Origin of the sequence: Amphiplicatus metriothermophilus (assembly GCF_900199215.1) — a bacterium.
Taxonomy (GTDB): Bacteria; Pseudomonadota; Alphaproteobacteria; order Caulobacterales; family Parvularculaceae; genus Amphiplicatus; species Amphiplicatus metriothermophilus.
In genome coordinates this window covers 120,715-141,614 of sequence record NZ_FZQA01000007.1, presented here as the reverse complement: position 1 = coordinate 141,614, position 20,900 = coordinate 120,715, and the positions used below count along the sequence as shown (strand labels likewise).

Sequence of the window (20,900 nt, the reverse complement as noted above, 5' to 3'; positions counted from 1 at the left end):
CTCTTCGAAATCGTGGGAAACGCCTTGATCCTTCCTGTCGTCTCACGCATATTCAGCCCATTGCGCCTGATTGCTAGGGGAATTTTCCCACCATGTCTCAGATCCAGCATCTCCTCGCCCGCGCCGAGAGTTACGCCGCGCGCGAAGGCCTTTCGCTCTCCACCGTCTCGCGCAAACTGCTGAACGACGGCAAGGGGCTCGCCCGGCTCAAGGCCGGCGGGCAGTGCACGCTGAAGACGCTCGAACAGGCGCTGGCGCGTCTGGCCGCGCTTGAGGGAAACGGCGCCGGCGCGCCGGCGAGCGCAGCAGAGGCGAGCCGGGCGCAAACTGCGCCCGGCCAGCTCGAGCGCGCGTCCATGACCCATCTCGACCGGCTGGAGGCGGAGTCGATCCACATCATCCGCGAGGTTGCGGCCGAGTGCGAAAACCCGGTGATGCTCTACTCCATCGGGAAGGACTCCTCGGTGATGCTGCATCTCGCGATGAAGGCGTTCCATCCCTCCAAGCCGCCCTTCCCGCTCCTCCATGTCGACACGACATGGAAGTTCCGCGAGATGATCCGGTTTCGCGACGAGACCGCCAGGCGTCTCGGTCTCGACCTCATCGTCCATATCAATCAGGAGGGCCTGGCGCAGGGCGTTGGTCCGTTCACGCACGGTTCGCAAATCCATACGGACGTGATGAAGACTCAGGCGCTCAAGCAGGCGCTCGACAAATACAAGTTCGACGCGGCCTTTGGCGGCGCTCGTCGCGACGAGGAGAAATCCCGCGCCAAGGAGCGCGTCTTCTCCTTCCGCACGGCGCAGCATCGCTGGGACCCAAAAAATCAGCGTCCAGAGCTTTGGAGCATATACAACACGCGGGTTCACAAAGGCGAATCGATCCGCGTATTTCCCCTGTCCAACTGGACCGAGCTCGACATCTGGCAATATATCTGGCGCGAGAACATCCCCATCGTGCCGCTTTATTTCGCCGCCGAACGGCCCGTGGTGGAGCGCGACGGTGCGCTCATCATGGTCGACGACGAGCGCATGCCGCTCGCCGACGGAGAAAAACCGAAGCTGGAAATGGTCCGCTTCCGGACATTGGGGTGTTATCCGCTGACCGGCGCGATCCGCTCGACGGCGACGACCTTGCCAGAAATCATCCAGGAGATGCTGCTCGCGAAAACCTCCGAGCGTCAGGGCCGAGTGATCGACCACGATCAGGCCGCCTCGATGGAGAAGAAGAAGCAGGAGGGGTATTTCTGATGGCCCGCGACGACGCGCTCGCCCGCGAGGATATCCTCGCCTATCTCGACGCGCATGAGAAGAAGTCGCTCCTGCGCTTCATTACCTGCGGCTCGGTGGACGACGGCAAGTCGACCCTGATCGGGCGGCTGCTTTACGACTCGAAGCTCATCTATGAGGACCAGCTCAAGGCGCTTGAAGGCGACAGCCGCAGGTTCGGCACTCAGGGCGAGAAGATCGACTTCGCGCTGCTGGTCGACGGACTCGCCGCCGAGCGCGAGCAGGGCATCACGATCGACGTCGCCTATCGCTTCTTCTCGACGGAAAAGCGCAAGTTCATCGTCGCCGACACGCCCGGCCATGAACAGTATACGCGCAACATGGCGACCGGCGCGTCCACAGCCGACCTCGCCGTCATCCTCGTCGACGCGCGCAAGGGCGTGCTGACCCAGACCCGGCGGCATTCCTATATCGTTTCGCTGCTCGGCATCCGGCATGTGGTCGTCGCCGTCAACAAGATGGACCTCGTCGGCTATTCGCGCGAAACGTTCGATGAAATCGAAGCCGAATATCGCGCCTTCGCCGCGCCGCTCGGCTTCGAGAGCATTGTCTGCATACCGATCTCCGCGCTCGAAGGCGACAACGTCACGGCGAAAAGCGCCAGGACGCCGTGGCACAAAGGGCCGGCGCTCCTGCCCTATCTTGAAACGGTCGAAACCGCGCAGAACCGGGCCGGCGCGCCTTTCCGCCTGCCCGTGCAATGGGTGAACCGGCCCGATCAGAACTTTCGCGGATTCGCCGGCACGATCGCGTCGGGAACGGTCGGCGTCGGCGACGAGGTCGTCGTCGTTCCCTCCGGCCGGCGCTCGACGGTCGCGCGCGTGCTCGTCGGCGACCGGGAGGTCGCACGCGCCGGACCCGACGAGGCGGTCACGGTGACCCTCGCCGACGAGATCGACATCTCCCGCGGGGACGTCATCTGCGCCGGACGCGCCCCGGCCGAGCAGACCGATCAGTTCGCCGCCCACATATTATGGATGCATGACGAAGCGATGATCCCCGGCCGGCAGTATCTTCTCAAGACCGCCAACCGGGTCACGCCCGCGACCGTCACCGAGCTCAAGCACAAGGTCAACGTCAACACGCTGGAGCATCTTTCCGGCAAGACCCTGGAGCTCAACGAGGTCGGCTACGGCAACGTCGCGACCAGCCATCCGATCGCATTCGATTCGTACAGAAACAACCGCACGACTGGCGCATTCGTGCTGATCGATCGGCGCAGCAACAACACGGTCGGCGCGGGAATGATCGACTTTTCGCTGCGGCGCGCACAGAACGTCCACTGGCAGGACCTCGACATCCACAAGGCCGAGCGCGCCCGCGCCAAACACCAGCGGCCCTGCATTCTGTGGTTCACCGGCCTGTCCGGCTCCGGCAAGTCGACGGTGGCCAACCTCGTCGAGAAGCGGCTGCACGACATGGGCCGGCACACCTACACGCTCGACGGCGACAACGTGCGCCACGGCCTCAACAAGGATCTCGGCTTCACCGACGCCGACCGGGTGGAGAACATCCGCCGCGTGGCCGAGACCGCGAAGCTGATGGTCGACGCCGGGCTGATCGTGCTCGTCTCCTTCATCTCGCCCTTTGCAAGCGAGCGGCGCATGGCGCGCGAGCTGGTCGAGGACGGCGAGTTTCTGGAAGTCTATGTCTCGACGCCCCTCGAAGTGTGCGAGAAGCGCGACATCAAGGGACTTTACGCCAAGGCGCGCCGCGGCGAGATCAAGAACTTCACCGGCATCGACTCGCCTTACGAGCCGCCGGAGAATCCCGAGCTTGATCTCGACACGTCGAAGATCGCCGCGCACGAGGCCGCCGAGCGCGTGGTCGAATATCTCGAGCGCAACGGCTATCTGCGGGGATGAGGCGCGTCAGCCCAGCCGCTCGAGCACCGCTTGCGTGAACGCGCGACAGCCGAGCGTTCCGCCGAGGTCCGCCGTGCGCGCGCCCGACGCGATCGCTTCCTCGACGGCCTGCTCGATGTCTCGCGCCATATGTTCCGTGCCAAGACTGAAGCGGGCGAGCATCGCGGCCGAAAGGATCGCGCCGGCCGGATTGGCCTTGTCCTGCCCGGCGATGTCGGGCGCCGAGCCGTGGATCGGCTCGTAAAGCCCGACCGCGCCGCCGAGCGAGGCCGAGGGAGACAGGCCGATGGAGCCGGCGATCACCGACGCCTCGTCGCTCAGAATGTCGCCGAACATGTTCTCGGTCAGGATCACGTCGAAGGACGCCGGCGCCAGCACGAGCTTCATCGCCATGGCGTCGACGAGAACATGCTCCAGCGCGACGTCCGGATATTCGCGCTCATGAAGCTCGCTCGCCGCCGCGCGCCACAGCCGGCTCGTGGCGAGCACGTTCGCCTTGTCCACCGAGGCGACGCGCCCGCGCCGACCGCGCGCGGCCTCGAAGGCGACGCGCGCGACGCGCTCGACCTCCTCGCGCGCATAGACGATCTCGTCGCGCGCGCGCGCGCGGCCTTCCTCGCGTCGACCGAAATAGGCGCCGCCCGTTAGCTCGCGGACGATCAGAATGTCGGCGCCCCTCGCGATTTCGGGCTTCAGGGGCCCGAGCGTCTCCATCCCCGGCAGAACACGCATGGGGCGCAGATTGGCGAACACGCCCAGCGCCTCGCGCAGCGCCAGCAGGCCCGCCTCGGGCCGGCGCGGCGCGCCGTCCCATTTCGGACCGCCGACTGCGCCCAGAAACACCGCCTCCGCCTGAAGGCAGGCCGCCCGCGTTTCATCGGGGAACGGATCGCCCGCTGCGTCGATCGCCGCGCCGCCGAAGGGATGCTCCTCGAAGGCGAGCGCGACGTCATGACGGCGCGCGGCCTCCTCCAGAACGAGGCGGGCGGCCGCCGTCACCTCCGGCCCCACGCCGTCGCCCGGCAGCAGAACGATGCGACGACTCATGCGCGGGCCTTTTCGTAGGCTTCGATGGCGTCGATCTGATTCAGGAGATGGCCGAGCGGATCGACCCCTTCGACCAGGCAGCGGCGCGCGAAGGGCTCGACCTCGAAGGGAGCAGAAAGCCCCCCGCCCAGCGCGCCGATGACGCCGGCTTCAAGGTCGATCTGCACCTCGGCGCCCGGATGGGCGAGCAGATAGGCGTGCATCTCCTCGTCGACTTCGACCGGCAGAAGGCCGTTCTTGAGCGCGTTGCTCTTGAAAATGTCGGCGATGTCGGACGACACGACCGCGCGAAAGCCGAAATCGACCAGCGCCCAGGACGCGTGTTCGCGCGAGGAGCCGCAGCCGAAATTGGCGCCCGCCACCAGAATGCGATGGGCGCGCGCGTCCACGCCGTGGAACACGGAGGAATTGCGCGGTCGGCCCTCTTCGTCGAAGCGCCAGTCGTAAAAAGCGACCTCCCCGAGCCCGCGCCGCGTGGTCGTGGTCAGAAACCGGGCCGGGATGATCTGATCGGTGTCTATATTCGCCTGCGGCAGCACCAGCGTGCGCGAGCGCAGGACGGTGAAGGGTTCGAAGCTCATGACGCCATCCTTTCCGCCTGTTCGAGATAGGGACGCGGGTCGGCGATGCGCCCCTCCACGGCCGAAGCCGCCGCGGTCGCCGGGCTGGCGAGCACGGTTCTCACGCCCTTGCCCTGGCGGCCCATGAAGTTGCGGTTCGAGGTCGAGACCACCAGCTCGCCGGGCTCGCCCTTGTCGCCGTTCATGGCGATGCACATGGAACAGCCCGGCAGGCGCCATTCGGCGCCGGCGGCGAGAAAGACCTCATGCAGCCCCTCGGCCTCGGCCGCGCTGCGCACCGCCTCCGAGCCTGGCGCCACCAGCACCGTAACGCCCTCCTTCACTTTCCGTCCGCGGAGCACTGCGGCCGCCTCGCGCAGGTCGGACAGGCGCGAATTGGTGCAGCTTCCGATGAAGACGCGGTCGACCCTGATCTCGCTGAAACGCTGGCCGGGCGCGATGCGCATATAGTCGGCCGCCGCCCTGCCCGCTTCGCCCGGATCGGCCGGGACCGGACCATCGACGGGCGCGGCCGCGTCGGGCGAGACGCCGTACGTCGCCATCGGCCGTATTTCAGCGGCGTCGATGAAGACCTCGCGGTCGAAGGCCGCGCCCTCGTCCGTGGAAAGGGAGAGCCAGTCCTCGACGGCGCGCGTCCACGCCTCGCCCTTCGGCGCAAGCTCGCGCCCCTCCAGCCATTCTACGGTCTTCTCGTCCGGCGCGATCATGCCGCAGCGCGCGCCGGCCTCGATCGACATATTGCAGAGGGTCATGCGTCCCTCCATCGTCAGGCTGCGGACCGCTTTGCCTGCGTATTCGATGGCGTAGCCGCGCCCGCCGTCCGCCCCGATGGTCGCGATCATGGCGAGCGCCATATCTTTGGCTCCGACGCCGGGCTGCAGCCGTCCGCCGAAAGTCACGCGCATGGTCCTGGGACGGCGCTGAAGCAGGCACTGGGTCGCAAGCACGTGCCCCACCTCTGTCGTGCCGATGCCGAAAGCGAGCGCGCCGAAGGCGCCGTGCGTGGAGGTGTGGCTGTCACCGCACACGATGGTCATGCCCGGTCGCGTAGCGCCGAGCTCCGGTCCTATGACATGGACGATTCCGCGCCGGGGGTCGTCGAGACCGAGCAGCCTTATTCCGTGCGCAGCGCAGTTGCGTTGCAGCGCCTCGACCTGCGCCTTCGCCTCGGGAGACGCATAGGGCCATTCGCCGTCAGGACCGGGCGGGCGCGTGGGCGTCGAGTGATCGAGCGTGGCGAGGGTGCGGTCGGGCCGGCGCACCTTCAGCCCGCGCTCGGCGAGCGCCGCGAAGGCCTGCGGCGAGGTCACTTCGTGAATGAGATGCAGGTCGATATAGAGAACGGCCGGCGCGTCCGCCGCCTCCTCGACGACGACATGCCGCGCCCAGACCTTGTCGAACAGCGTTTGCGGCTTCATCGCGTCCTCCATCATGCTGCGCCCGCCAGCGTCGCCTTTTCGAAGTCGACCGCCTGGTTGATCGCGACGACGAAGGCGGCGACCGCCGCGTCGGCGACGTCGATCTCGCGCGCGGCGCCGCTGAAGCGCCGCCCGCTGACCTCCACGACGGCCTGCGCGTGCACGGGCCCCACTTCGTGTTCGGCGACGTGATGCATGTCGAGGCTGACGATGCGCCCTTGGACGCCGGCGATGGCGCAGACGGCCGCGAAGGCGGCGTCGATCGGCCCGCCGCCCTGTTCGGTCACCGTGCGCGTCGCGCCGTCGTCATGCTCCATCGTGACGCGCGCCTTCGGCGGCTCGCCGTCCTCGAAATCGACATGCAGCTCGACCCGCCGCACCTTCCAGGGGCCGGCGCGTCCGTCGCGGGTCTCGCCGGCGACGAGACGCACCACGTCCGCATCCGTTACTTCGCGCGTGGCGTCGGCGAGCTTCTTGAACTCGACGAAGATCTCGTTGAGGCGGTTGTCGCCGACCTCGAAACCCAGCGCCCTGATGCGCGCGGCGAGCGCGTGCTTGCCGGAATGCTTGCCCAGCACGATGGAGTTCGACGGCATGCCGACGGACTCCGCATCCATGATCTCATAGGTGCGCTTGTTCGCGAGCACGCCGTGCTGGTGAATGCCGGCCTCATGCGCGAAGGCGTTCTTGCCGACGATCGCCTTGTTGCGGGGGATGGGGTTGTGGGTGACGCGCGCCAGGGTCTGGCTCGCGGGATAGATTTTCGTCGTGTCGATCTGCGTGGTTACGCCGAAATGATCCCGGCGCGTCGCCAGCGCCATCACCACCTCCTCCAGCGAGCAGTTGCCCGCGCGCTCGCCGATGCCGTTGACGGCGCACTCGACCTGGCGCGCCCCGGCGCGCACCGCCGCCAGCGAATTGGCGACCGCCATGCCGAGATCGTCATGGCAATGGGCGCTGAAGACGACCTTGTCAGCGTCAGGCGTATTCGCGCGCAGAAAGGAAAAGAGATCGTAGATTTCCTCCGGCGTCGTGTAGCCCACCGTATCGGGAATATTGAGCGTCGTCGCGCCCGCCTCGATCGCAGCGGCGCAGACCTCGACGAGAAATTCCCGCTCGGTGCGGATGGCGTCCTCCGGCGAGAACTCGACGTCCTCGCACGCCGCGCGGGCGTGAGCCACGAGCCGCGCGACGCGCGCCAGGATTTCCTCCTTCGTCAGCTTCAGCTTGGCCTCGCGGTGCAGCGGGCTCGTGCCGATGAAGACGTGCACGCGCTTCCTTCGGGCCGGTTCGATCGCGCGCAGGGCCGCGTCGATGTCCGGCTCGGTCAGACGGGCGAGCGAACAGATGATCGGGCCCTCGACCTCCCGGGCGATCGCAGAGACCGCGGCTGCGTCGCCTGGCGAGGCGGCGGCGAAGCCGGCCTCGATGACGTCCACATTGAGATCGCGCAGCGCGCGGGCCATCACGAGCTTCGCGCCCGTATCCATCGAAAAGCCCGGCGCCTGCTCGCCGTCGCGCAAGGTCGTGTCGAAAATCCTTACGTGGTCTACGGATTTGTTAGCGGAAGAGGTCATGACGTTTCCTTCGAATTCGTTGAGCGTGAAAAACGGCGGCGCGGACGAAAAGGCCCGCATCGCCGCTAAGTCGCTCAGGCGAATTCTGGGAAAGACCGTGATATGCGTTCAACATGGCGATTCTCCTCTCCGTGAATTGCGTCGTTCCGGGGCGCGCCGAAGGCGCAAAGCCGGAAATCCGGCCGCTGAGGCCGTCTCTGGATCCCGGCTTCGGCTCTGACGACCCGCCCCTGGACGACGCGGAATAGTTTCGCGTTCTCATCAATCCGACTCCGGTCCGCGACGGATGGACAAAACGCCCGTGCGCGCCACCTCTATGAGGCCGAGAGGGCGCATCAGGTCGATGAAGGCGTTGATCTTCTCGCGCGCCCCGGTGACCTCGAACACGAAGGACGTATGCGTCGTATCGACGGCGCGGGCGCGGAAGATGCCGGAAAGACGCATCGCCTCGACGCGCTGCTCGCCCTTGCCGACGATCTTCACCAGCGCGAGCTCGCGCTCCAGCGCGTCGGTCTCCGCCGTCACGTCGATCACCCGGCGCACCGGCACCAGCCGGCCGAGCTGGGCCTTGATCTGCTCGACCTTGGAAGGCGTGCCGCGGGTGACGATGGTGATCCGCGAGCGATGCTTTTCGACGTCCGTCTCGGCGACCGTCAGGCTTTCGATGTTGTAGCCGCGCGCGGAAATGAGCCCGACGACGCGCGCCAGCACGCCGGGCTCGTTGTCGACGATCACGGCGAGAATCGCCTCGCGGATCGTCTCCTCGCCGGGCGAGACGGGATAGACGGACTGCGAAGATCCGGTCCCGACGCTCATACCAGCGTGCGTCCTTCGGCGCTGACTTTATCTCCCGCGACCGCGCCCAGCAGCATTTCGTTATGGGCCGCGCCCGAAGGGATCATCGGAAAGACGTTCTCCTCCTTCGAGACGACGCAGTCGAACAGCACCGGCCGGTCGCACGCGATCATCTCCATGATCTTCGCGTCGAGCTCGTCCGGCGTCGTCGCGCGCAGGCCGACCGCGCCATAAGCCTCAGCGAGCTTCACGAAGTCTGGCAGCGAGGCCGAATAGGAATGCGAATACCGCCCGCCATGCAGAAGCTCCTGCCACTGACGGACCATGCCGAGATATTCGTTGTTCAGGATGAACACCTTGATCGGCAGGCGGTGCTGCACGGCGGTCGCCATCTCCTGCAGGGTCATCTGCACCGAGGCGTCGCCGGCGATGTCGATGACCAGCGCGCCCGGATGCGCCGCCTGCACGCCGATGGCGGCCGGCAGGCCGTAGCCCATCGTGCCCAGCCCGCCCGAGGTCATCCACCGGTTCGGCTCGTCGAAATGAAAGAACTGCGCCGCCCACATCTGGTGCTGGCCGACCTCGGTCGTAACATAGACGTCGCGCCCGCGCGTCAGCGCGTAAAGCCGTTCGATAGCGTGTTGCGGCTTGATGACCTTCCTGGACGGTTCGTAGGCGAAGCATCTCTTGGCGCGCCATTCGTCGATCTGCGCCCGCCACAGGGCGAGGCGGCCGTCGTCGAGCGGGTCTTCCTTCGCTCGCGCGCGCCATTCGGCCAGAAGCGCCGCCATGACCTCGCCGGCGTCGCCGACGATGGCGAGATCGACGGGCACGTTCTTGTTGATCGACGACGGATCGATATCGATGTGAATCTTGCGCGAATCCGGCGAGAAGGCGTCGAGCCGGCCCGTCACCCGATCGTCGAACCGGGCGCCGACTGCGATCATCAGGTCGCAGTCATGCATGGCGTTGTTCGCCTCGACGCTGCCGTGCATGCCCAGCATGCCCAGCCATTTCGGATCGGAGGCGGGAAAGGCGCCGAGCCCCATCAGGGTCGAGGTGACGGGAAAGCCCGTGTCGCGCGCGAGCACGCGCAGCGCGTCGCAGGCGATGCGGCCGGCGTTGACGACGCCGCCGCCGGTGTAGAGCACCGGTCGGCGCGCGCGGCGCATCATCTCCACGGCCTGCGCGATCTTCGCCCGATCGACCGGCGGGCGCGCGACGCAGTCGCGCTTGGCCGCCCGCTCGCGCGCGACATAGACGGCTTCCTCGAACTGGACGTCCTTCGGAATGTCGATCAGCACCGGACCAGGCCGGCCGTTCGTCGCGACGTGGAACGCCTCATGCACGATCGACGACAGGCGCTCCGCCGACGGAACGAGATAGTTATGCTTGGTGCACGCCCGCGTGATGCCGATGGTGTCGCATTCCTGAAAAGCGTCCGTGCCGATCAGCTTGCGCGCCACCTGCCCCGTAATGCACACGACCGGGATCGAATCGAGCAGCGCGTCGGCGAGCCCGGTGACGGCGTTGGTCGCGCCGGGTCCGGAGGTGACCAGCACTACTCCCGGCTTGCCGGTCGAGCGGGCGTAGCCTTCCGCCGCATGGACAGCGCCCTGCTCGTGGCGGACAAGCACATGCCGGATCGTATCGCGCGCATACAGCGCGTCGTAGATCGGCAGCACCGCCCCGCCGGGATAGCCGAAGATCACCTCGACGCCCTGCTCCTCGAGCGCGTCGAGCAGAAGCTCGGCGCCGGCTTTCGTCGCAGCGGCGGCGGCGGTTTCAGGCGCGGCGGCTTTCGGCCTCGCGGTCGGGGCGGTCATGGCTTCCTCAATCATCTTTCGTGTTGGCGCCGGCTTTCAGCCACGCCATGCGGGCGCGCAAGGCGCGCCCGATATGCTCGATGGGATGGTCGAGATCCGCGTCCAGAAGCTTCTGGTAACGGACCTTTCCGGCCTGGTTCTCGACGATCCAGTCATGGGCGAAGGCGCCCGACTGAATGTCCTTCAGCACCTCGCGCATGCGCTGGCGGGTTTCTTCATTGATGACGCGCGGCCCGGAGACGAGATCGCCGTATTTCGCCGTCTCGGATATGAATTCGTGCATTTTCGCAAGACCGCCTTCATAGAGAAGATCGACGATCAGCTTCAGCTCGTGCAGGCATTCGTAATAGGCGACCTCGGGCGCGTAGCCCGCTTCGGTCAGCGTCTCGAAGCCGGCGAGAACAAGCTCGGTCGCGCCGCCGCACAGCACGGCCTGCTCGCCGAAGAGATCGGTCTCGGTTTCTTCGCGGAAAGTGGTCTCGATGGCGCCGGCCGCCGCGCCGCCGATAAGGCTGGCATAAGACAGCGCGCGCTCCTTGGCCTGGCCCGTCGCATCCTGATGTACGGCGATGAGGCACGGCACCCCGCGTCCGCGCTGATATTCGCGGCGCACGAGGTCGCCCGGCCCCTTGGGCGCGACCATGATGACGTCGACGTCCTCTGGCGGCGTCACGCGGCCATAGAGGATCGAAAAGCCGTGCGCGAAGGAAAGCGCGTTTCCGGCCTTCAGCGCCGGCGCGACCTCGTCGCGGAACAGCGCTTCATGGCTCATATCGGGCGTGAGAAGGGCGACCACGTCGCCCGCTTCGGCCGCCTCGCGCACCGGCGCGGTCTCGAGCCCGTCCTCGCGCGCGCGCCTGTCGCCCGCGCCGCCGGGGCGCGCGCCGACCACAACGCGACAGCCGGAATCCTTGAGGTTCAGGGCGTGCGCGCGGCCCTGGCTGCCGTAACCGATGACCGCGACCGTCCCTTCCCGCAACAAGGCCGGGTTCGCATCATCATCCGTGTACACCTTCATTGTTCTGCCTTTCCCTGTCATGATTGTTCGACGGCGATGGTGACGGCGCCTTTCGACGCCGAAGCGACGAGGCGGGCGTATTTGTCGAACGCCCCGCCGAGCCGACGCGGAGCCGGCGGCCGGAATCCGGCCCGGCGCGCCTGCCAGCCGACATCCGCATCGATGCGCTGGCGCTCGGCGTCGATGCGGATGACGTCGCCGTCTTCAAGAAGCGCGATCGGCCCGCCGGCGGCCGCCTCCGGCGCGACATGGCCGATGACGAACCCGTGCGAGGCGCCGGAAAAGCGCCCGTCCGTGATGAGCGCCACCTTGCCGGCGAGCCCCTGGCCGGCCAGCGCCGCGGTCACGGCCAGCATCTCGCGCATGCCCGGTCCGCCCTTAGGTCCTTCGTAGCGGATGACGACTACGTCGCCGGCCTTGATCTTCTGGGCGCTGACGGCCTCGAACGCGGCCTCCTCGCTGTCGAAAACGCGCGCCGGGCCTTCGAAGGCGCCGTCGGCGTAGCCCGCGGTTTTCAGCACCGCGCCTTCCGGCGCGACGTCGCCGTAAAGAATGCGGATCCCGCCGGTTTTCTTGACGGGATCCGCGACGCTGCGCACGACCTCCTGGCCGGGCGTTTCCTCCGCGTCGTTCAACTCCTCGAACAGGCCGCGCCCGGAAACCGTGGGCGCGTCATACAGCCGCCCGGCCTCCATCAGGCGCTTGCCGAACAGGCGCATGCCGCCGGCGGCGTAGAGATCTTTCGCCAGAAAGCGCCCGCCGGGCTTCAGATCCGTGATAACCGGCGTCGACCGCGACAGCTCGTCGAAGAGGTCGATCGTAAACGGAACGTTCGCCTCAGCGGCGATGGCGGCCAGATGCAGAACCGCGTTGGTCGAGCCGCCGCTTGCAACCACCGCCGTTGCGGCGTTGCGCAAGGACGCGCCGTTAATATAACGGCGCGCGTTGTCGCCCGCGAGCGCCCGCTCGGCCGCGAGACGACCGCAGCGCTCGGCCTCGGCCTCCTTGGCCGGATCGACAGCAGGCGGATCGCCCGCGCCCATCGGCGCGAGCCCGAGAAAGGCGAGCGCCATCGCCATCGTGTTGGCGGTGAACTGGCCGCCGCACGCGCCCGCGCCCGGACAGGCATGACGCTCGATTTCCTCAAGGCTCCTGTCGTCGAGATCGCCCTTGGCGTGAGCGCCGACCGCCTCGAACACGTCCTGGATGGAAAGATCGCGGCCCGCGCAGCGGCCGGGAAGGATCGTGCCGCCATAGAGAATGACGCCCGGAATATCCATGCGCGCCAGGGCCATCGCGGCGGCGGGCAGGGTCTTGTCGCAGCCGACGAGAATGACCGCGCCGTCGAGAGAATGGCCGCGCACGGCGATCTCGATGGAATCGGCGATGACCTCGCGCGAGATGAGCGAGGCCTTCATGCCCTCCCCGCCCATGGTGATGCCGTCCGAGACGACGATGGTGTTGAAATCGACCGGCGTCGCCCCGCCCGCGCGCACGCCCCGGCGCACCGGCTCGGCCAGCCGGTCGAGATGCATGTTGCAGGGCGTGACCGTCGACCAGGTGTTGACCACCGCCACCAGGGGCTTTTCGAAATCCTCGTCCGTGAAGCCCGCGGCGCGCAGCATGGCGCGGGCCGGCGCTCTGGCCGGGCCTTTGGTGATGGCGTCTGATCGCTTTGCCTTGGTCATTGTCGGTCCTGGCTCGATGGGGCGAAAAAAACCCGCTCGCCTTGCGGGGAGCGGGTCCTGTGGTTCCTTGCTGCGCTTCAGGCTCTAGCGTGCAGGCTCCCTGGCCGCTCCCCCGAGGGGGCGAATAAGGAGGTCTACGACGAGGCTAAGTCGGCCAGCGGCGGCAGCGCGCAGGCGCGGGCTCGGAGAGCCGCCTTCGCTCAAAGCTTTTTCTGGCGTCATGGTCGCCATCGTCGCCATGCCTTCCGCGAAACGTCCGCGCCATGGTGTTGCGGCGCGGCGAAATCCTGCCTAACCAAGACATCGGCTGATTGCAACAGAAAATTTCAACCGCCGTGTTGATTCGCACATTTTATGCTCAGCGGCAGTTTTCTGCTCCAACCGCACAAGGGTTAACGAGCTTTCAACGCCGCCGCCCGTCGGGCGTTCGCCGCGATCGCCGCCCAGTCCCGCGCCTCGATCGCCTTGGCCGGCGCGATCCATGACCCGCCGACGCAGGCGACATTCGGCAGCGCCAGATAGTCGGCCGCCTGTTCCGGCCCGATGCCGCCGGTGGGACAGAAAACCGCCGCCGGAATCGGCCCGTAAAGCGCCTTGAGATAGGCGGCGCCGCCGGCGGGCTCCGCCGGGAAGAACTTCAGGCGGCTGACGCCCGCCTCCAGCGCGCGCATGACTTCGCTCGCCGTCGCCACGCCCGGCAGAAACGGCGCGCCGCTTCGCGCGGCGAACTCCAGAAGCGCCGGGGTGAGCCCCGGCGAGACCAGAAAGTCCGCGCCGCGGGCAAGCGCCCGCTCGGCGTCGTCGACCGTGAGCACTGTCCCCATGCCGACGATAAGCCCCGGCGCGGCCCGTTTCATCGCCGCGAGCGCATCGAGAGCGGCGGGCGTGCGCAAGGTGAGCTCGGCGACCCGCACGCCTCCTTCGAGCAGCGCCTCGGCGAGCGGCCCGCCGTCTTCGGCCTGCGCGGCCTCCATTACGGGAATGACGCTCGCCGCGGCCAGAATGTCGTCGATGGTGCGTGTCATGCCGAGTGATCTTTCGTGGAGAACAAAGAGCATAGCGCGTCACGGCACCCAGCAGGGATAAAGCCTATCGGGATCGCCGAGAAAGAGCGCGCGCACGGGCATGTCGTCGACCGGCCCCGATGCGCGCGCGCGGGCGAAGGCGAGCTTCTTCTCCTCGCCCGTCATAAGCACAAGCTGCGCCCCGGCCTGGAGTATCGCGGGCGCGGTGAGCGTCATCCGCTCGACATGGGCGCCCGTGATCGGGCTTACATGCGCCGTCACCGCCGCGCAACGGCGCGCCGTATCGGAATCGATGGCCGCGTCGAGCCCATGCGCGTTCGGAAACCAGGAGGCCGTATGTCCGTCCGCCCCCATGCCAAGGACTGCGACATCCGCCGGCCAGGGCGCGGCGGCCAGGCGCTCCTCAACCGCTTCGACTGCGTCCGCCGCACAGGCATGATCGGTCTTGAGGCCGATGAATCGCGCCGCGGCGGCGCGATTCCTGTGAAGCCTCGCGCGCACGGCGCGTTCGTTCGAGGCCCCGTCGTCGAGCGGAACCCAGCGCTCGTCCACGAGCGCGATCGTCGCCTTGGACCAGTCAATATCGGCCTCGGACAGCGCCTCGTAAAGCGGCAGGGGCGTGGACCCGCCCGAGACGAGAAACAGGGCGCCGCCGCGACGCGCGATCGCCGCGGCGAGGCGCTCGACGCAGAAGGCGCGCGCCGCCTCCAGCATCGCCTCGCGGGTTTCGAACTCATTCAGTTTCGCGCCCGGCCTGATGATGCGCCCCTCCTGCGCCGCTTCGCGCCGGACCTTACCCCAGGCGCGTGCATTGTAAACCGCCGGCTTCACGCAAATCATCCCGCTCCAGGCGAGATATGCTAAGTGAACGGGACCGATCATATGCGCCAAGGGGTGACCGCCGTGAAGCCGCAGGTGACAGCATTCTTCGACGAACCGACCTTCACGGTCAGCTATGTCGTCGCCGACCGTGCGAGCAGCGCGTGCGCCATTATCGATTCGGCGCTCGATTTCGATCCCGCCTCCGGGCGCACCGGCCATGCAGGCGCTGATCGGATCGTCGCGTTCGTTCAGGACAACAACCTGTCAGTCGAGTGGATTCTGGAGACCCATGTGCATGCGGATCATCTTTCCGCCGCGCCCTATCTGAAAGACCGCCTCGGCGGAAAGATCGCCATCGGCGCGAACATCGCCGTTGTTCAGGAGGTCTTCGGCGAAATCTTCAACGCCGGCCCCGCCTTCAAAAGGGACGGCAGCCAGTTCGACGCGCTCTTCAGGGACGGCGACCGTTTTCGCGTCGGCGATATCGCCGCCCGCGCCATGCACACGCCGGGACACACCCCGGCTTGCATGACCTATGTGATCGGCGATGCAGCCTTCGTGGGCGATACGCTCTTCATGCCGGATTACGGCACGGCGCGCGCCGACTTCCCGGGCGGCGACGCGCGCGCGCTTTATCGATCCATTCAGAAGATTTTCACTCTGCCTGACGAGACGCGCATGTTTCTCTGTCATGACTACAAGGCCCCGGGACGCGACGAATATCGTTGGGAGACGACCGTCGGCGAGCAGAAGCGCAGCAACATCCATGCGCGCGAGGGCGTCAGCGAGGACGAGTTCGTCGCCATGCGGACGATGCGCGACAAGACCCTCGCCATGCCGCGGCTGATCCTGCCCTCGGTGCAGGTCAACATGCGCGCCGGACGCCTGCCGGACCCCGAAGACAACGGGGTGCGGTATCTGAAATTGCCGCTGAACAAGTTCTGATCGGCGCGCCGTGCTTTTGAGACGATATCTTCCTTTCCTCGAATGGGCGCGCAGCTATGACCGCGCGACGCTGGCGAGCGACCTCCTCGCCGCGGCGATCGTTACAATCATGCTTATACCGCAGTCTTTGGCCTATGCGCTTCTCGCCGGACTGCCGCCGCAAGTCGGACTCTATGCCAGCATGGCGCCGCTCGTCGCTTACGCCCTTTTCGGCACGAGCCGCGCGCTCGCCGTCGGCCCCGTCGCCGTGATCTCGCTGATGACCGCCGCCGCGATCGGGCGCGTCGCCGAACCGGGATCGTCGGACTATATCTCCGCCGCGCTCGCTCTCGCCGTCTTGTCAGGGCTTATCCTTCTGGCGCTCGGGCTTTTCCGCCTCGGCGCGCTGGCGAACTTCTTGAGCCATCCGGTCATTTCGGGCTTCATCTTCGCCTCCAGCCTGCTGATCGCGGCGAGCCAGCTCAAGCACATTCTCGGCGTCGACGCCGACGGACACACGCTCGTCGAGATCGCGCCGGCTCTCGCGGCGCGAATCGCGGACGCGGATGCGTTGACGCTCCTTATCGGCCTTGCTTCCCTCGCCTTTCTATTCTGGGCGAGAACGGGCCTAAAGCCTCTGCTCGTCACTGTCGGAATAGGCCCTCGCTCGGCCGATCTCTTGTCGCGGCTCGGCCCCATCGCGGCCGTCGTCGCGGCGATCGGCGCGACGACACTTTTCGATCTCGATGCAACGGGCGTCGCCGTAGTCGGCGCCATTCCGCATGGGCTGCCGCCCCTGACGCCGCCGCGCATCGAACCGCAACTATGGGCGCAGCTCGCCGGACCGGCGGCGCTCATCAGCATTATCGGCTTCGTCGAGTCAGTGTCTGTGGCGCAGACTCTCGCCGCCAAGAAACGCCAGCGCATTGATTCCGATCAGGAGCTTATCGCCCTCGGCGCGTCGAATCTCGCGGCTGGTTTCACCGGCGGCTATCCCGTGACGGGCGGTTTCGCGCGATCTGTGGTGAATTTCGACGCAGGCGCGCGCACGCCGGCGGCGAGCGCCTTCACTGCGGCGGGCATCCTCCTCGCCGCGCTCTATCTGACGCCCTTTCTTCAGCGTCTTCCGCAAGCCACGTTAGCCGCTACGATCATCGTCGCCGTGCTTTCGCTGGTGGACGCGCGCGCCTTGGGGCGCGTCTGGCGGTATTCAAAGAGCGACTTCGCCGCCATGGCCGCCACGATCGGCGGCACGCTTTCCTTCGGCGTCGAAGCCGGCGTCCTGGCGGGCGTCATTCTCTCATTAGTACTGCATATACGCCGCACGAGCTATCCGCATACAGCGGTTGTCGGTCAGGCGCCGGGTACGGAGCATTTCCGCAACATGGAACGCCATAAAGTCGTCGTCAGCCCTGAGGTGCTGACCTTACGCGTCGATGAAAGCCTGTATTTCGCCAATGCGCGGTATCTCGAAGACCGGATTTACAAGCTCATCGCAGAGCGTCCGACAGTGAAACACTTCGTTCTGATGTGCCCGGCGGTGAACGAGATCGACGCAAGCGGTCTTGAAGCGCTTGAGTCGATTAACGAGCGCTTGAAAGACGCCGGCGTGACCTTTCATCTGTCTGAAGTGAAGGGGCCTGTCATGGACAGGCTGCAACGGTCGCATTTTCTCGAACGTCTGACCGGGCGCGTGTTCCTGACGCAATTCGGCGCCATGTCGATCCTCGCTCCCGAGCTTACGCGCCGGACTCTGACGGCGAAGCCGGAGCCGCAATTTCTCGCCGAACGGAAAGGCCTCGTCCGCTAGGCGGAAAAGAGCGCCCCGGACAGGCGCGCGACGGCCGGCGACGACAACAGCTCTCCCGCAGCGACGATCTTCCGCAACGACGCCATTTCGTCCGCTAGGTAACGGTCGCGCGCGAGAAACGCCGTCTGCTGACGAATCAAGGCATGGACGTCCTGCAGCGCCGGCGACGTCTTGCAGGGGGCGTGGAAGTCGATTCCTTGCGCGGCGGCCATCAGCTCCACGGCGATCACGCCGGCGGCGTTGCGGGCGACTTGGTCGGCCTTGCGCGCCGCGCCGGTCGCCATCGAGACGTGATCCTCCTGATTGGCTGAAGTCGGCACCGAATCGACGCTCGCTGGAAAGGCGAGCGAACGGTTCTCCGCGACCAGCGCCGCGGCCGTCACCTGCGGGATCATGAAGCCGGAATTGACCCCGCCGTCCTCGACGAGGAAGGCCGGCATCCCGCTCATCTTCGGATCGACCAGCACGGCGATCCGGCGCTCCGAGATCGAACCCGCCTCGCACATCGCCATGACGATCTGGTCGGCGGCGAAAGCGACCGGCTGGGCGTGGAAATTCCCGCCCGAGACCGCCTCGTCCGTATCGGGAAAGATGATCGGATTATCGCTGACCGCGTTCGATTCGATCTCAAGCGTGCGCGCGGCGGCTTCCAGAAGATCCAGGCAGGCGCCCATCACCTGCGGCTGGCAGCGGAAGGAGTAAGGGTCCTGCACGCGGTCGCACTCGATATGAGACCGGCGGATTTCGCTGCCCTCCATCGCCGCCTTCAAAAAGGCTGCGACGCGAATCTGGCCCGGCTGGCCGCGCAGGGCGTTGAGACGCGGATCGAACGGCGCATCGGAGCCCTGCAGCGCGTCGACCGACAGCGCTCCGGCGACAAGCGCCGAGGCGAAAACGTTGCGCGCGACGAACAGCGCGTCGAGCGCGATCGCGGTCGAGACCTGCGTGCCGTTGAGCAGCGCCAGTCCCTCTTTCGGTCCGAGCGCAAGCGGGGCGAGATCGACCTTGGCAAGCGCTTCCGCCGCCGGCATCGCGACGCCCTTCACGGCGATCTTGCCGACCCCCATCATCGCCGCCGTCAGGTGAGCGAGCGGCGCAAGATCGCCCGAAGCACCGACCGAGCCCTGCGCCGGAATGCAGGGGATCGCCTCGCGCTCCAGCATCGACAGAAGTTGCCGGATGACGGCGCGGCTCGCGCCCGAATAGCCGCGGGCGAGCCCGATGACCTTGAGCGCCATCAGTAGACGGACGATTTCGCGCGACAGGTCCGGTCCGAGCCCGCAGGCGTGCGACATGACGAGATTTCGCTGCAGCTCGGCGAGCCGGCCGTCGTCGATGCGCGTCTGCGCAAGCAGGCCGAAGCCGGTGTTGACGCCGTAGACCGTCTTGCCGGAGGCGACGATGCGCCCGATCGAGTCCGCGCCCGCGTCGACCGCGCGCCACGCCGCGGCGTCGAGATCGACGCCGGCGCCGCTCCATATGGCGCGCAATTCGCCCAGGCGCGTCTCGCCGGGATTGAGGATCACCGCATCGCTCATGCGCCCCCTCCGATCATCGGCAGGTCGAGGCCGTGGGCGCGCGCGCAGGCGATCGCATCTTCATAGCCGGCGTCGGCGTGACGCATCACCCCCGTCGCCGGATCGTTCCACAGCACTCGCGCGAGACGACGCGCGGCGGCCTGCGTCCCGTCGGCGACGATGACGACTCCGGCGTGCTGGGAAAACCCCATGCCGACGCCGCCGCCATGATGGAACGACACCCAGGTCGCTCCAGACGCCGTGTTGAGCAGGGCGTTCAGAATCGGCCAGTCGGAGACTGCGTCGGAGCCGTCCTTCATGCCTTCGGTCTCGCGATTGGGGCTCGCCACCGAACCGGAGTCGAGATGATCGCGCCCGATGACCACCGGCGCCTTGAGCTCGCCTTTCGCGACCATCTCGTTGAAGGCGAGGCCGAGACGATGGCGCTGGCCGAGCCCGACCCAGCAGATGCGCGCCGGCAGCTCCTGAAATCGGATGCGCCGGCGCGCCATGTCGAGCCATTGATGGAGATGCGGATCGTCCGGGGTCAGCTCTTTCACCTTCTCGTCGGTGCGATAGATGTCCTCGGGATCGCCTGACAGCGCCGCCCAACGGAACGGTCCGATCCCGCGACAGAATAGCGGGCGAATATAGGCCGGCACGAAGCCCGGAAAGGCGAAGGCGTCTTCGAGCCCTTCCTCCTTCGCGACCTGGCGAATGTTGTTGCCGTAATCGACGACGGGAACGCTGTCGTTCCAGTAGGCGACCATCGCCGCGACATGCTCGCGCATCGACGCACGAGCTGCGCGCTCGACCGCCTTCGGGTCGCGCTCGCGCCTTTCGCGCCACTCGCCGAGGCTCCATCCCTTCGGCAGATAACCGTTGACGGGATCATGCGCCGAAGTCTGGTCCGTCACCAGATCGGGTCTGACGCCGCGGCGATAGAGCTCGGGAACGGTGTCGGCGGCGTTGCCGAGAAGCCCGACGGATTTCGCTTCGCCCGCAGCCGTCCAGCGTTCGATCATGACGAGCGCTTCGTCCAGGCTTTCCGTCCGTTCGTCCAGATAGCCTGTTCGCTGACGAAAGGCGATGCGCTCAGGATCGCATTCCACGACGAGCGAGCACGCGCCGGCCATGACCGCGGCGAGCGGCTGCGCGCCGCCCATGCCGCCAAGCCCGGCGGTCAGGATCCAGCGGCCCCTGAGGTCGCCGCCGTAATGGCGTCGTCCCGCCTCCTTGAATGTTTCATACGTACCCTGAACGATGCCCTGAGAGCCGATATAGATCCAGGAGCCAGCGGTCATCTGGCCGTACATCATGAGGCCCTTGCGGTCGAGCTCGCTGAAATGAGCCCAAGTCGCCCATCGCGGCACGAGATTGGAATTGGCGATGAGGACGCGCGGCGCGTCGGCGTGGGTCTTGAACACGCCGACGGGCTTGCCCGACTGGACGAGCAGGGTTTCGTCCTCTTCAAGCCGCTCCAGCGTCTCGACGATCTTGTCGAAACAAGCCCAGTCCCGCGCGGCCCGCCCGACGCCCCCATAGACCACGAGCTCTTCAGGGCGCTCGGCGACGTCAGGCGAGAGATTGTTCATCAGCATCCGGACCGGCGCTTCCGTGGTCCAGTATCTGGCCTTGATTTTCGGTCCTTTCCGGGGACGCACCGTGCGGGCGTTGGCGAAACGGCGTTCGCTCATG

16 protein-coding genes are annotated in these 20,900 nt (G+C 66.8%); 4 read left to right on the top strand and 12 right to left on the bottom strand.

The window, feature by feature from the left end:
* The first annotated feature begins 179 nt into the window (after positions 1-179).
* Entirely contained in the window at positions 180-1,250 is a 1,071-nt protein-coding gene (cysD, locus tag CHB64_RS13080) for a sulfate adenylyltransferase subunit CysD (protein ID WP_375790384.1), read from the top strand.
* Entirely contained in the window at positions 1,250-3,154 is a 1,905-nt protein-coding gene (gene cysN / locus CHB64_RS13075; protein ID WP_089413067.1) for a sulfate adenylyltransferase subunit CysN, read from the top strand. The genes cysD and cysN overlap by 1 nt, the downstream gene beginning before the upstream one ends.
* 6 nt (positions 3,155-3,160) lie before the next feature.
* Here cysN and leuB read toward each other — a convergent pair whose 3' ends face one another.
* The 10 genes from leuB to pgl all read right to left on the bottom strand — a co-directional run bounded on the left by leuB (position 3,161) and on the right by pgl (position 14,960).
* Positions 3,161-4,201, bottom strand: a complete 1,041-nt coding sequence (gene leuB, locus CHB64_RS13070) for a 3-isopropylmalate dehydrogenase (RefSeq protein WP_089413066.1) — start codon at positions 4,199-4,201, stop codon at positions 3,161-3,163.
* Entirely contained in the window at positions 4,198-4,782 is a 585-nt protein-coding gene (gene leuD / locus CHB64_RS13065; protein ID WP_089413065.1) for a 3-isopropylmalate dehydratase small subunit, read from the bottom strand. Before leuD ends, leuB begins: the two co-directional genes overlap by 4 nt.
* Positions 4,779-6,200, bottom strand: a complete 1,422-nt coding sequence (gene leuC / locus CHB64_RS13060) for a 3-isopropylmalate dehydratase large subunit (protein ID WP_089413092.1) — start codon at positions 6,198-6,200, stop codon at positions 4,779-4,781. Before leuC ends, leuD begins: the two co-directional genes overlap by 4 nt.
* An 11-nt stretch (positions 6,201-6,211) precedes the next feature.
* Positions 6,212-7,777 (bottom strand): 2-isopropylmalate synthase, encoded by a 1,566-nt coding sequence (locus CHB64_RS13055; protein ID WP_089413091.1) that lies wholly within the window; start codon positions 7,775-7,777, stop codon positions 6,212-6,214.
* A 261-nt stretch (positions 7,778-8,038) separates the two neighbouring features.
* Positions 8,039-8,593, bottom strand: a complete 555-nt coding sequence (ilvN, locus tag CHB64_RS13050) for an acetolactate synthase small subunit (RefSeq protein ID WP_089413064.1) — start codon at positions 8,591-8,593, stop codon at positions 8,039-8,041.
* On the bottom strand, positions 8,590-10,398 hold the full coding sequence (locus tag CHB64_RS13045; RefSeq protein WP_089413090.1) for an acetolactate synthase 3 large subunit: 1,809 nt from the start codon (positions 10,396-10,398) through the stop codon (positions 8,590-8,592). Before CHB64_RS13045 ends, ilvN begins: the two co-directional genes overlap by 4 nt.
* A 7-nt stretch (positions 10,399-10,405) precedes the next feature.
* Positions 10,406-11,416, bottom strand: coding sequence for a ketol-acid reductoisomerase (gene ilvC, locus CHB64_RS13040; protein ID WP_089413063.1), 1,011 nt, complete (start codon positions 11,414-11,416; stop codon positions 10,406-10,408).
* A gap of 17 nt (positions 11,417-11,433) precedes the next feature.
* Positions 11,434-13,104: a dihydroxy-acid dehydratase gene (gene ilvD, locus CHB64_RS13035; protein WP_089413062.1), complete on the bottom strand. Its 1,671-nt coding sequence runs from the start codon at positions 13,102-13,104 to the stop codon at positions 11,434-11,436.
* Positions 13,105-13,496: 392 nt separating this feature from the next.
* Complete coding sequence (eda, locus tag CHB64_RS13030) at positions 13,497-14,129, bottom strand: bifunctional 4-hydroxy-2-oxoglutarate aldolase/2-dehydro-3-deoxy-phosphogluconate aldolase (RefSeq protein ID WP_089413061.1); 633 nt, start codon at positions 14,127-14,129, stop codon at positions 13,497-13,499.
* 39 nt (positions 14,130-14,168) lie between these two features.
* Positions 14,169-14,960, bottom strand: coding sequence for a 6-phosphogluconolactonase (pgl, locus tag CHB64_RS13025; protein WP_159462506.1), 792 nt, complete (start codon positions 14,958-14,960; stop codon positions 14,169-14,171).
* A 51-nt stretch (positions 14,961-15,011) separates the two neighbouring features.
* On the opposite strand from pgl, the gene CHB64_RS13020 reads away from it, so the two are divergent.
* Positions 15,012-15,896 carry an MBL fold metallo-hydrolase gene (locus CHB64_RS13020; RefSeq protein ID WP_089413059.1) on the top strand — a complete coding sequence of 295 codons (885 nt, stop codon included), beginning with the start codon at positions 15,012-15,014 and terminating at the stop codon, positions 15,894-15,896.
* A 10-nt stretch (positions 15,897-15,906) separates the two neighbouring features.
* The gene (locus CHB64_RS13015; protein WP_089413058.1) at positions 15,907-17,685 is read left to right on the top strand and encodes a SulP family inorganic anion transporter; all 1,779 of its coding nucleotides are present in this window, start codon (positions 15,907-15,909) and stop codon (positions 17,683-17,685) included.
* Here CHB64_RS13015 and hutH read toward each other — a convergent pair.
* The gene (hutH, locus tag CHB64_RS13010; protein WP_089413057.1) at positions 17,682-19,223 is read right to left on the bottom strand and encodes a histidine ammonia-lyase; all 1,542 of its coding nucleotides are present in this window, start codon (positions 19,221-19,223) and stop codon (positions 17,682-17,684) included. The genes CHB64_RS13015 and hutH overlap by 4 nt on opposite strands.
* Positions 19,220-20,899, bottom strand: a complete 1,680-nt coding sequence (gene hutU / locus CHB64_RS13005) for a urocanate hydratase (protein WP_089413056.1) — start codon at positions 20,897-20,899, stop codon at positions 19,220-19,222. The genes hutH and hutU overlap by 4 nt, the downstream gene beginning before the upstream one ends.
* Position 20,900 lies beyond the last annotated feature (1 nt).